The 12,520-nt window shown below is 44.5% G+C and carries 7 protein-coding genes; 5 read left to right on the top strand and 2 right to left on the bottom strand.

The window, feature by feature from the left end:
* Window positions 1-59: 59 nt before the first annotated feature.
* Entirely contained in the window at window positions 60-2,201 is a 2,142-nt protein-coding gene (locus OCV27_RS05390) for a TonB-dependent receptor family protein (protein ID WP_125322871.1), read from the bottom strand.
* A 105-nt stretch (window positions 2,202-2,306) separates the two neighbouring features.
* Window positions 2,307-4,337 (bottom strand): TonB-dependent receptor, encoded by a 2,031-nt coding sequence (locus OCV27_RS05385; RefSeq protein ID WP_125322870.1) that lies wholly within the window; start codon window positions 4,335-4,337, stop codon window positions 2,307-2,309.
* 231 nt (window positions 4,338-4,568) lie between these two features.
* Between OCV27_RS05385 and OCV27_RS05380 the strand changes: the two genes are divergently transcribed.
* From OCV27_RS05380 to OCV27_RS05360, 5 genes are read left to right on the top strand one after another with little or no spacing between them, the layout of a single operon-like run.
* The gene (locus tag OCV27_RS05380) at window positions 4,569-5,780 is read left to right on the top strand and encodes an ATP-grasp domain-containing protein (protein WP_125321996.1); all 1,212 of its coding nucleotides are present in this window, start codon (window positions 4,569-4,571) and stop codon (window positions 5,778-5,780) included.
* Complete coding sequence (locus OCV27_RS05375) at window positions 5,777-7,588, top strand: IucA/IucC family protein (RefSeq protein ID WP_125321998.1); 1,812 nt, start codon at window positions 5,777-5,779, stop codon at window positions 7,586-7,588. Before OCV27_RS05380 ends, OCV27_RS05375 begins: the two co-directional genes overlap by 4 nt.
* A 6-nt stretch (window positions 7,589-7,594) precedes the next feature.
* Window positions 7,595-8,791, top strand: a complete 1,197-nt coding sequence (locus OCV27_RS05370; protein ID WP_125322000.1) for an MFS transporter — start codon at window positions 7,595-7,597, stop codon at window positions 8,789-8,791.
* On the top strand, window positions 8,763-10,610 hold the full coding sequence (locus OCV27_RS05365; protein ID WP_125322002.1) for an IucA/IucC family protein: 1,848 nt from the start codon (window positions 8,763-8,765) through the stop codon (window positions 10,608-10,610). Before OCV27_RS05370 ends, OCV27_RS05365 begins: the two co-directional genes overlap by 29 nt.
* Window positions 10,603-11,805: a type III PLP-dependent enzyme gene (locus OCV27_RS05360; RefSeq protein WP_125322004.1), complete on the top strand. Its 1,203-nt coding sequence runs from the start codon at window positions 10,603-10,605 to the stop codon at window positions 11,803-11,805. The genes OCV27_RS05365 and OCV27_RS05360 overlap by 8 nt, the downstream gene beginning before the upstream one ends.
* Window positions 11,806-12,520: the final 715 nt, after the last annotated feature.

Raw genomic sequence — 12,520 nt, 5'->3', positions numbered from 1 at the left:
CAAAGTCGCCAAGAGTATTGGCGACTGTATATTTGTCAATAGTTTCAGAGTTTTAAATGTTAAAACTGGTAATTAAGATCCAAAATATAGGTTCGACCTGGCGCTGGGTAGCGCCCTGTTGGGCTAGTATCAATACCTCGGAAATAGTAATCCTCATCAAATAGGTTATTGACACCCAAATTCATCCGCAGCTTGCTGTTTTCATCCTTGTACAAATCAGAACCTATGTTCAAATTCCACACCATATAGGCAGGGATTTTACCCGCTTTACCGATGGAATCTTCTTCTACCGTGTTTGCCTCATCCGAGTATGCATCACTGAAATAATATCCAGACAAAGTCGTTTCTAACTTGCTAAAGGTATAAGTGGCATCCCAGTTAAGCTGATGTTTAGAGGTATGAGCCAGTTGATTGCCTTCGTTCTCACCTTCTTCAAGCGTCGCATCCAAATAGGTATAGCCGCCACCTAAACTCAAGGCAGGCAGAGATTCGGGAACGTAGCGTGCTGAAAGCTCAACCCCTTGATGAAGCGTCTTACCCACATTGTCGAAGTATTGAGTGGTGGAATTCCATACCAACTGATCTTTAAAATCAATCCGGTAAAGGGCAACATTAAAACTGGTGGAATCTTGAGTATAGCGAGCGCCTAACTCATAGTTCCAAGCAAGCTCACTGCCCTCTTCGCCCTTGCCACGGATATAGGCGATTTGCGGCGCACGCAAAGACTTTTGCGCATTGGTATAGGCGACCCATTGATCGGTAAGATTATATGCAAGCGTTAAGCCAGGTAACCACTCAGTAACCTTATTATCTGTGCTTGTCGAGTCTTTAAAATCATCGAATGTCATATTGACGGACTCATAACGAATGCCCGGCGTGACTTTGAATCTATCGTTAAAAAAGCCAATTTCATTACTGACATAACCCGCAAACGCGTCAGTGTCTAGGTGCCAATCACGTTCTATACTAGTTGAGCCTTGCGCGATTGAAGTTTGGGTTAATTTATAATCGATATCTTCGTTGACGTAACGGGTGCCAAAGATCCAGTTTTGCGTTACGCTAGGGCCAGCAATGTAGACGGCCAATTTAGGCTCAACACCGTAAACAGCGAACTGACGTGGTGACTTGCGGATATCAGTCGAGGGTTGCGAAGGATCAGCCCAGTTCTCGCCTTTAGTGCTAATGTACCCCCACTTAAAGAGGCGGTCTGAGTTGTGACCAAAAGTCAGTATTTCTAGCTCACCGCCGTCTGCGATGGTGAGATCATGTAAATACTTCAAGCTCCAACGTGTCGACTCCCCTTGATATTCATCATACGGACGCTTAGATTGGGTGCGGTCATTGTCATAATCGGCTGGCGCTAAAGCGCCTGGCATTTGGGTATCAGCATCATAGCGTTGTACGAAGGCCTGTAGCTCTTGAGTGTCGCTTAGTAGCCATTGCAACTTAGCTTGGAAGTTGGTGACATCCGTATCTGAGTGCTCTCGAAAGCTTTCACCGGTTAAGAAGTTACCTTCCACTTGAAGTGCAAGCGTATCACTTAGCCAGCCACCCGTGCGCAGATAAACATCGTTCAGTGGCGTGTCGCCATCTTCAAAAACAGTCAAACGGTTACTGATTTCAGTTTGCCATTGATGTGGAATGGGTTTGGTCACTAAATTGATCACGCCACCGACGTTATTGGGTCCGTACTGCACAGCCGCGCCGCCGCGTACAATATCTATCCTATCAAGCGTCGCCATCGTGGCTGGGAAAATAGATTGCCCTGTATGGCCATAGGGAGCCAGAGTCAGGGGTACGCCATCCATAAGAAATTGTGCATGACCACTTCGGCTGGCCTTCAAGCCACGGACCGAGATATTAGGTAAAACACCTGTGCCTGTCTCGTCTTGAACTTTAATTCCAGGAACACTTTGCAGCGCCGAGTCAATCGATAACGCGGAAGTTTTCTTAATTTGATCTTGAGTCAAAATGTTGCGAGCGCCAGGATACTCTTTTACATCCTCTAGCTCAGAGTGGCCGATCAAACTGCCCTTTACGACAAGGGTTTCAACCTCGGTAGTTTGAGTGTCATTAGCAGCAATTGCACTCATAGAAGTCACTGAAGCGATGGTGGTTGCCAGCACGCTTAGGCGCAGTGTCTGCTGCGCTTGTTTTGGTGCTGATGTCTGAGGTTTACTATCCAAGTTCTGATTAAACATGGAAATCTCCTTTAAAGGCAAAGTAGGACCAAGATCTAGACGTTGATCCCATGGGCTAAATAGCCTCAAGTTGAGGCCAAAAATTCGCTAATATGCTGAGAAAGATTAGAATTGATATCCGTAGCTAAGCATGAATTCTGCTGGGGCTCCGTAACCCACTTGATTCAAGCCACTGGTACCGTTTGTAGTGCCGATAATGTATTTCTCGTCAAGTACGTTATAAGCATTGGCTTGAATTTTATGACGGCCCGTTGTATACGCTGCCATCAAGTCAACTGTGGTGTAGTCACCTAATGCAACTGATTCGTTATCACCGGCATAACGATCGCCGACATATTTCACGCCGCCACCCATACGCCAGTTGTCATCAAGCTGATAGCTACTCCAAAGTGAAAACAGATGATCGGACACATCGTTGGGCTTTTTGCCGGTTGCTTTGACTTCGGCATCCAGATAGCTATAGCCGACAGAGACATCCCATTGCTTTGTGATTTGACCGCGTGCCTCAAGCTCAAAACCTTGGTGCTGTTGGTCGATTTTTCTAGTCACATCACCGTTTGTATTAGTTTGAGGTTGCTCTTGGTCAATTTGGAACACAGCAGCATTTAGCATCAAGGCATTATTGAGTAGATAAGCTTTTGCGCCGACTTCTTTGAGATCGGTTTGAAAGAATTCAGCTAATGTAGGACTTATATAAATTCCTGCATAGGGTAATTGCCATGAACGGGCCAAAGTCGTATACACCGACATATCACTGCTAATGCGATAAACCAAACCACCACGATAACTGACTTTGTTATCGTCAAGATTCTCTTTTGCTGAGCCGACTTTTTGCTGCTCAAGTTTCATCGCGTCGTAGCGCATGTTACCGATAACCGATAGATCGCCTAGGGTATATACATCCTGAAGGTAAATACCTGCTGTGGTGGTGGTATTGTCACGTGACGGGTTGAAACCGGGATCGGGTGTTGGCCCAGAGACAGGATTGTAAATATCTTTGTTCGGTAAACCTTTATCTGTGGCTGAAATGAAATCGATATTGATCTTATTGTAGTCAGCACCTACCATCATTTGGTTAGAGTGGCTTTCCCACACTAACTCAGATTGCAGTGTTGTGGCTGTTCGTGGATCGTAGCCAAAATTATTGACTGTTTGAGAAACTTCACTCCCTGTTACCGCTACTTGACGTGTCCCTTTCTGTTTAAGTTCAATATGGTTATAAGCAGCGCGGTTTGTCCAAGTCCACTCGCTGTTTAGCAGCCATTTATAATTCACTCCAAGACGCAGGCTATCTGATTCTTGATAATCATTGGTACCGCCGTAAAAAGTACTCTCAGATACGTCGACAGGTTTACCATCTTTGGATGGAACGCCGCGATAAGGCACCAATTCTTGGTGCGCATATTCAACATCAAAGTCGATAGTGTGGCCTTCACTGGGCATGACACGAATAGTCGGAGCAATAAAGAAATCACTCGAATCTACATGATCAACATAAGAATCGGCTTGTCGATGTTCTAGGTTGATACGGCCATTGACCTTGTCCGAAAGAGCCATCGAGCTATCCAGTTGGCCAACAAACTGACTATTGCTGCCTACACTGCCCTTGACGGTTGTGAAGTTATCACCGTTTGCTCGCTTAGTGACCAAGTTGATAATGCCACCCGCAGAACCGCGCCCATAAAGTGCGCCTGCTGGACCTTTGACCACTTCAACCCGCTCAATATTTGCAAGACTACGGTAGGATTGTAAGGTGCCATCATCACGCATGCCATCACGATACATATCATTAAGCGCATCAAAACCACGGATCACAAACTGGTCTCGGCTGCCTTCTCCCAAGGTATTATTGACCCCTGCTACACCATCCAGAGTATCGACTAAACGCACAGCGCCTCTGTCTTCCATCTCGGTTTGTGTTACCACAGAGACAGCTTGCGGAACATCTAACCAATCCACATCTGTTTTCGTCCCAGATTGAGGCATATTCTCCGCATATCCTTGGTACTGGTGACCTATAACTTGCAAGGTTTCGTCTGCCGCCTCTTGTTCTTGCGAAACTGCGTTTGGTGCCATTGTCGCCAAGACTCCTCCAATAGCGAAAGCTAAGGGGGACAAGGTCAGTCTTATGTTCATTTCTAATTCCGTTTTTTATTAATATAACCACCACGACGCGAATGAAAACAAATCTCATTTATATTTGCAATATTTATTTTTTTATCTATAGTGTAAGAAACAAAAATTGATAGATTGATCAATAAAACAATAAATTAGAAAGCTTCTCTTTCCACAGAACTCGAAAGAGACCATTTGAAAGCCAGTCGTGAGCAGACGACAACAACGTTTTAAAATTTAGGAAAGCCCCCCATGAAACCTACGATTATTATCGTAACTCACGTCGTAAATGACGCAGTGACTCATGGCTTCGTACCGACAGCAAAAGCGATGGGTCTTGAGGTAATCTTGATCACAGATCATAAATTCAACCATCTAAAATTGAGCAAGAATGACAAACGGTTCAGCCCTGATGAGATCCTTGAATGTGACGTATTTAATCCGCTAGAGCTTATCGAGACCATCGCCAACTACCAGCTACAACCGAGTGCTATTTTTAGTAACAGCGATCACTTACAAACTTCTACTGCGATCTGCGCACAGTTTTTTGGCTTACCCGCCAAAGACTGGAAAGTGGCGCTAAAAGCGAAGAACAAACATCTAACCCGGCAAGTACTCAGCGAAAAACTGTTACCAAATGTAGCCAGTCAATTGCTATATTCAGGCAGCGTACCTGTGGTTGATTTTCCCTTCCCAGTCGTCGCAAAGCCAAAAGAAGGTGTCGCCAGCATTGACGTTCAGCGCTGTAACTCTAAAAGCGAGCTTGAAAGTTATTGTGAGCATTTCTGGCAAAAACACCCGACAAACCCAATCCTAGTAGAGGCTTTTCTAGAGGGTACGGTGATCTCGGTCGAGACACTGGGCGACGGAAAAAATATCACCGCTCTTGGTGGGTTTGATGTTGAACTCGCTGAGCCTCCTTTCTTTATTGAGACAGCAGCAACATGGAATGGCCCTCTTAGTATCGAATTTAGAGACGAGTGCGTCAGACAGCTGAAGGAGTTTGGCGTAGGTTTGGGGGTTTGTCATAGCGAGTTCATCATCACAAAGTCAGGCCCTGTATTGGTTGAAATCAATTATCGAAGTGTTGGTGACGGTAAAGAGTTTTTACTTGATAACCTCAGCCAGGGGAATTGGTTCAGCACCATCTTAAACCTTCATCTAGGAAAAGAGTTCGACAGTGAATTTCAGATCAATGGCAGTGCAAATGTACATTACGTGGTAGCAGACCGAAGCGGCATTATTGAAGGTACCTCGACGTCTTTTCTTGAGCACGAAGACGATATTGTCATCCAGCAGAAAGTGCTAAAACAAGTGGGTGAAAACTTTACACAAAGCTTCTCTAACAAAGATTATTTGGCAAGAATTTCCGTCGTTTCACCGTCTGGAGAAAACCTAGAGCCAACACTGAAAAAAACCATCTCTCAATTTGATCTCAAGCCAGCGAGCGAGGTAAACGCATGAACAACAATGCTTCTTACCTAACTCAGCGTCTTATTGATACCTGCCTAAGAGAAGATTTATTTGGCTTAGTTTCGCAAAGCCAATTTACGACGCATCTCCCTGAAGACGTCAATACCGCGACTCACTTTGTAGATCAGGTATGGGCGATTTTCGATAGTTCGGATTTTACTCTCTACTTACCCGTCACAGCCAGCTATTACATGCAGCGCTGGGTATATAGCTCTCCTGCTGGGGAAGATTGCAAAGGATGGATTATCGAAAAAAATGGTCAAGTTGAACATCAATACCATTATCAAGATTGGATTGGTTTGCTCAAAGCCTGTGCTCATAAAAGTTCTCATTCATTACTCGATAATTACTTACAAGAGCTTGAATGCGCGCAGCAACACAAGGCACTGTGTGATGATGCTTTCAAGCAGCACTCTGAGTCTTTGATGCAGCCAATCTCCCAATTAGATAACTGGGGTCAGAAATTACTGCTCGCCGACCAAATTGCCTCCTACCTTGATCATCCCTATTATCCGACCGCTCGGGCTAAATTCGGTCTAAGTGATGACGATCTTGCGCAATACGCACCTGAGTTTGCCCAAAGTTTTGCTTTGCGCTGGCTAGCCATTGGCAAGTCACTCGTCAGCTTAACAAGTTCTCAGCCAGAATGCTGGCCGACTATGGAACAAGTTGGCCTTCCAAGCGACTTTGCTTTAAGCCATGAACTTTTTCCAGCTCATCCATTAACGCTGCAAAGTCTAGAGTCTTTGCCAGAGGGCATCATAGCTGCGCCAAATTCATACCTTGAGGTTACCCCAACTCTATCAGTGCGTACCGTGGTGGTGAATGAAGCGCCGCATATTCACATTAAGGTGCCGCTTATCATGCGCTCATTGGGGACGAAAAACGTTCGCCTTATCAAGCCATCAACGATTTATGATGGGCACTGGTTTGAACGTTTACTCACCCATCTAGAGCAAAGCGATAATGATCTGCAAGGCTCACTTTTTCATTGCAATGAAAAACACGGGGGCCATGTTGGCGAGGAAAAAAGTTTCGCCTACATAGTGCGAGAATACCCGCTCAAGCATTCATCAGACAAAGCTCTTGTCCCTGTTGCCGCACTCGCAAGTCCAATGCCAGATGGACGCCTGTTCTTAGAGCACCTCGCGGACCAATATTACAAGCAAGATACTTTAGCTTGGTTCAAAGATTACGTTGAGCTGTTATCTAAGGTTCATCTTACTCTATGGATTCGCTATGGGATCGCGCTGGAGTCTAACCAACAGAACGCCATCATTGCTTTTAATGACGAAGGTAAGATGACCTTAGCTATGAAAGACAATGATGCGGCGCGCATTTGGCCAGAGCGATTTCAAGCCTATGAGCAAGCCGCTCCTGTAAAGTGCGAGCAGCTTTTAGACCAGCGTATCAGGGTCGGCAATGAACTGGCGCTTGGTCAGATGTTTACCACGATTACATTGCAGCTCGACATTGCCGCTATTATCGAAGCAATGGCCGCTAAAGGCATTACAAGCTCGGCTTTCCTCTACAAGATAGTCGCTGATAGCCTTTCCCAGCAGCTTGAGCAGCTTAGTAGTCAGGGCCACGACATCAAGCTTGCTAAAGAGATGCTGTTTGATTCGCCATACTTGTACGCCAAGTACTTGTTAAGCTCTGGCAGCTTGTTATCCAAACAAGCGTCGGGCGCTAGCGATATAAACAAGTTCTATGGATTATCCGCGCCTAACTTCTTGCTGCTTAATAGTGAAATAGCACAAAAAGCTTACTTAGAGACCATAAAGAAAAACGTGAGCTAATCCATCATGACCAAACTCATATATTGCGTGCTGCTTTGCCACTTTATTGCGGCATTTTCAGCACTAGGAATGCCTTTGTTCTTGCCAATGGTATTACCCACCCTTGGCGCACACATTGATGCAAATTGGGCAGGTGCCCTATTTATTCTGCCTACCTTTTGCACGGCTTTGGCTGCGCGATTTTGGGGGAAATTTGCCGATAAATATGGCAGACGTCGCTCTTTATTGCGTGCTCAGCTCGGACTAGCGGCCGGTTTTGCTCTATGTGGCTTGGCAAACAACCTAACAATGTTTGTGTTTGGTCTTATTATTCAAGGAACCTTTGGCGGCACAATGGCGGCTTCTAATAGCTATTTGTCTAGCCAGATTAAAGATGCAAAAACTCTCGGAGCCTCTCTTAATAAGACTCAACTCTCTGCTCGCTTGGCGCTGATCATCGCGCCAATCGGGTTGGGGTGGAGTTTGTCGGAAACCAGCCCGCTCAGCGCTTACCTTTGGCTATCTGTTCTGCCTTTGATTGCCATGACGTTCACTTTGACATTGCCAGCAGATACTATCGCTAAGCCTAATGCTCAAGGCCAAGAAAAAGGTCAGCAACATGATAACAAAAACGCTTCGTTACACTCTCTGTATTGGGTGTTCGTTACGCAGTTTTGCTTTGCATTTGCTATGGTTGTCACCTTCCCCTATTTCTCGCCTTTCGTGCAGAAATTTGGTGTGACAAACCAAGCATGGATCGGCTTTCTGTACGCTCTTCCACATGGTGTCTACTTAGTTTTTATCAGCAAAGCACAGACTTTCTCTGAGTGGCTCAATCGTCATCATAAGCTCAATACTTTGCTTCTTGGTTTTGGTTTGCTCTCAATCAGTACTTTGATGCACCTCCTACCTTACCAAGAGGTGTTGATCATCGCTCGTATTCTATTTGGATTGGGCATGGTCTGTTGCTATCAAGGGTTACATAAAGCTTTAGCAGACCAAATCGACAGGCAGCAAAGCGGCAAGATATTCTCACGCTTTGATGCAATGTCTAAATGGGGGGGAGTTGCAGCCGGGTTAAGTGCTTCTTTTATCTCGAGCTTGGGTTGGCTTGAGGTTCTTTTCTTACTTTCTAGTCTGATCAGCGCTTGTACAGCAATAGCGCTGCTCATCCATTCAAAATTTGGACATCGACATGTTAAACACTCAATTATCTCCAACTGAGAACTTAACACAAAATATAGGCTTATTTGGCCATAAAAAAACTCAGCTCAATCATGAAAAAGCCCAGCTTAATACCATTATGGGCGTAGTAAATTGTTATCTGCGTGAATACGCCATACCAAATAAGCATGTTAAGTGGGGCTTTAGTTCAGCCTCACTCCCACAGACCTTAAAAAGAAACTATAGCCCGAGTCAGCTCGTGGCGATCTGCCTTAACGAAGGCGATCTGCTGGTATTACCCGTTGAGTACATAAGCCAATTAGGCAAGGTAAAACTGGCTGACAGGCCTTGGTCTAAAACATCAGGAGCTGGATGGTCTAAATTGGACGCAACCCAAACTCTGACTCTGCTACTACAGTACCTAAAACAAGCATTAGTGATCCCATTTAATCACGAACTGATTGAGCAAATGGAAAACAGTTTGTTGATTACTGAACAATTCCTAAATTCGGAGCCTACCCACCAGCATCACAATCAATTTATCGCCTCAGAGCAATCTTTGATTTGGGGACATTCTTTTCACCCAACGCCAAAGAGCCGCTCTGGTGTCAGTATCGATGATTTGCTCATTTGTTCACCAGAAGTTGGCGCAGAAGTGCATCTGTATTGGTTTGAAGTAGAAAGCACACTGCTTGATGTATTGCAGTCAGATAAGCGAAAAACACCACACACAATGCTGGGCAAGCTCGCGCCCGAAAAGAGTCACTCTGAATCGACAGTACTTTATCCATGCCACCCTTGGGAGAGCTATACCATTTTGCAAAATCCCGTCGTCAAGCGTGCGATTGACCAAGGCAAAATTAATCCTCTAGGTCTAGGCGGCAAAAGACTTCTACCAACGTCATCTGTACGAACGCTTTACCACCCGAATATGGACTGGTTTGCCAAATTTTCTATCAACGTGCGTTTAACCAACTGTGTGCGAAAAAATGCTTGGTATGAGCTCGATAGTGCGGTTCAATTGACCTCTATTCTGCGCTCTATAAAAGAGAGTGAACAACTTCGTAATCCTGTGTTCAAGGTCATGACTGAACCTTATGCAACGACGTTAAATCTAGAGTCCATCTCTGGGCTAGAACATGAAGACGTAATAAAAGCTCGCGAATCATTCGGTATTTTATACCGTGAAAACTTCACTCAAAGTGAAACGGATATCTTGGAGCCGACTTTAGCCGGAGCGCTTTTTGCCTACGACCGAGATGGTAATAGTTGCATCGCCACTGAGTTAAAGCAAAAAGCCAAGGAAAACCAAAGCCAATACAAGGATGTCGCAACACTATGGTTCGAACGCTACTTGCACTGCTTAATTCCGGGCGTATTTAATTATTACTTTAAACACGGTGTGGCATTTGAACCCCACTTACAAAATACGCTAATAGGCTTTGACAAAGGCATGCCGTGCTGCGTTTGGATTCGCGACTTAGAAGGCACAAAACTGCTTCCTGAGTTTTGGCCAGCTGACTCCTTAAACCAATTATCTGAACGTGCCCTACAATCGGTTTACTACAGCCGTGAGCAAGGGTGGAATCGCATTGGTTATTGTACTTTTATCAACAACATCAGTGAGGCAGTTTTCTTTATTTCTGAAGGTAACTCAAAACTTGAGCAAGCGTTGTGGAATATATTGAGGGACGCCGTCATTTGCTGGCAGTCTATCAACGGCAAGCAACCAGAATTAGTATCACTACTCGATGGCGGATATTTCCCAAGTAAAAACAATTTTACCACTCGATTGATGCAAAACGCTGACAAAGAGTCTAGCTATACCCAAGTGTTAGCACCATGGACTACTCGAAACAAAGGTGAAAGCCATGATTAATTCGTTGCAACTTCCTTCACACATTGAACATGAAATAGAGCAACTGGCCAAGCAACAGGAACAACCATTGTGTGCTTATCTCTATGACCTTAACGTACTTGAAAATCACATCAAAGGGATGCGTCATGTACTGCCAAAAAACGTTGAGTTGTTTTATGCAGCCAAAGCGAATCCTTCTGAACCGATATTGCGTACTCTAGCACCTTATGTTGACGGGTTTGAAGCTGCATCTGGCGGTGAGTTAAATCATCTTCACCAACAATTACTTAACAAGCCTCTGATCTTTGGTGGCCCTGGCAAAATGGTGAGCGAATTAGAACAAGCGATTAAACTGGATGTGGATGCGATTCATGTTGAAAGTATCACCGAATTACAACGTATTGGTGCCTTAACTCAGAAACTAAACCGAAGCGTGTCTATTTTTCTGCGCATGAACATCGACATTGGTGATATCACGCTCAGCAAATTGGCCATGGGAGGCAAACCAACACCATTTGGTTTAGATGAAGCCGAGCTAGATAACGCCATCATGTTGTTGCGTGATTATCCATTAATCCAATTAAAAGGCTTTCACTTCCACTTAATGTCGCATCAGTTGGATGTGAGCCGTCACTTAGCATTGATGGGACGGTATTTTCAAGTTGTAAAAGGTTGGAAACAGAAATACTCACTCGATGAGCTCACCATCAACCTCGGTGGCGGTATGGGCATCAATTACCAAGACCCTCAGCAGCATTTTCCGTGGAGTGAGTTCTGCGACAAACTCGAATTTTTGATTGCCAAAGAACAAATGCAAAATTGGGTATTGCGTTTCGAGTGCGGACGTTATATTTCGGCGCCTTGCGGTTACTACGTAATGGAAGTACTGGATATTAAACAAAACCTTGGTGAAAACTTTGTCATCGCTCGTGGCGGTACTCACCATTTTCGCACACCCGTTGCCCAAAGCCATGACCATCCTTTTGTGATTCTAAACAATCAGCAGCGCCCACCGATTTCGAACCCAATCGGCCACACGACAGCGACTTTGGTCGGTCAGCTGTGTACGCCTAAAGATGTCCTCGCGCGCAATCAAGTCATAGAGCGCATCGACATCGGGGATTATGTGGTGTTCACTTTGGCAGGCGCTTACGCTTGGAACATCTCCCACCAAAACTTTTTAATGCACGAACCTCCCCTGTTTCATTACTTCTAAGGCATTGATTAAGAAATAAATTATGAGAATATAATTAAACATAAAGTGCACAGAGAGTCGGTGATAAGCTCGAGTTTATCACCGCCTGAATAAATCTTACTGTTCCTAACCTCGACTAGGATGATTCAAAATATGGTCTTATTGAGTGCTAAGTATTTAATTCAATTAAAACAATTAGATAAAATCTCATTACATTGAGTTTGTCCCAAAAATGTCCACACCATAACTTCACGGCACTTCGTTACTCTTCCCCGTACTCCAAAACGAAAACCCGCTTTTCGTCACCCCATAAACTCGAATTCAACGACGAGAGTTTTGATTTTTTGGCTGTTCTATTTTGAAAAAATGTAAAGCCGCTAAAATTCTCTTTCAAGCCTTGCCCTATCTAGCTTAACAAGACACAAAAGAGATCTTTAAAAATCCCTTTCAGATCATCAAAACAATGACAAAAACCATCCCAACCATTATTTATCAATAACTTACAAACAGTCACTAGATCTTTTCTGATCGTTAATTTTTCAATTTGCTGAAAAAAACTGAAATGACTGAAATTCTATATAGGGCTATATGAGCCATTTTTAGAGGGCTTACCCCACCTCGAATCCCCTTGTAGCAAAAGGCTTTGCACCTTATCCGCTTGGCTTTCTGACACCCTGATTTTTCATAACTCAAAAACTGTAAAAAAACTGATCGAAAAACCGCGCAGGCGGGTGAG

The sequence above is a fragment of the Vibrio pectenicida genome (assembly GCA_024347015.1).
Taxonomy (GTDB): Bacteria; Pseudomonadota; Gammaproteobacteria; order Enterobacterales; family Vibrionaceae; genus Vibrio; species Vibrio pectenicida.
The sequence above is the reverse complement of the archived record's forward strand: the minus strand, read 5'-3'. Positions and strand labels throughout refer to the sequence as shown.

What these genes read in the sequence shown, in the direction of transcription:
- OCV27_RS05380 (WP_125321996.1), top strand. Translation starts at nt 4,569, where the DNA reads ATGAAACCTACGATTATTATCGTAACTCACGTCGTAAATGACGCAGTG.
- OCV27_RS05385 (WP_125322870.1), bottom strand. Translation starts at nt 4,337, where the DNA reads ATGAACATAAGACTGACCTTGTCCCCCTTAGCTTTCGCTATTGGAGGA.
- OCV27_RS05390 (WP_125322871.1), bottom strand. Translation starts at nt 2,201, where the DNA reads ATGTTTAATCAGAACTTGGATAGTAAACCTCAGACATCAGCACCAAAA.
- OCV27_RS05360 (WP_125322004.1), top strand. Translation starts at nt 10,603, where the DNA reads ATGATTAATTCGTTGCAACTTCCTTCACACATTGAACATGAAATAGAG.
- OCV27_RS05375 (WP_125321998.1), top strand. Translation starts at nt 5,777, where the DNA reads ATGAACAACAATGCTTCTTACCTAACTCAGCGTCTTATTGATACCTGC.
- OCV27_RS05370 (WP_125322000.1), top strand. Translation starts at nt 7,595, where the DNA reads ATGACCAAACTCATATATTGCGTGCTGCTTTGCCACTTTATTGCGGCA.
- OCV27_RS05365 (WP_125322002.1), top strand. Translation starts at nt 8,763, where the DNA reads ATGTTAAACACTCAATTATCTCCAACTGAGAACTTAACACAAAATATA.